Origin of the sequence: Shewanella sp. N2AIL, from assembly GCF_022690845.1 — a bacterium.
Taxonomy (GTDB): Bacteria; Pseudomonadota; Gammaproteobacteria; order Enterobacterales; family Shewanellaceae; genus Shewanella; species Shewanella baltica.
Window position 1 is genome coordinate 1 of record NZ_JALBYT010000150.1, and the last position, 213, is coordinate 213.

Genomic DNA, 213 nt, shown 5'->3' on the forward strand with positions numbered 1-213 from the left:
TTTCGCCTTCAGCCAGATATTGCACGTCGGCGTTATCGACGTTGTAAGTCCAGTTGCCCGCCGCATCGATAGTCAGGCTGCCGAGCGCGCCATTGCTAGCAACGCCGTTGCCCGCTTGGAATACCGCTTGGCCGCTGTCGGCATCGGTAATGGTTAAGGTGCCGCTGTCAGTCAGAACTGGATCGGTGGCATCTTCAGTGACCGCGCCGACAT

Annotated in this window: 1 protein-coding gene; it reads right to left on the reverse strand. The window is 58.7% G+C overall.

All coding sequences use genetic code 11. From position 1 onward, the window contains the following. Positions 1–213 (reverse strand): VCBS domain-containing protein (locus tag MO387_RS21390; protein WP_242326535.1); only part of this gene is annotated, 213 nt, incomplete at both ends.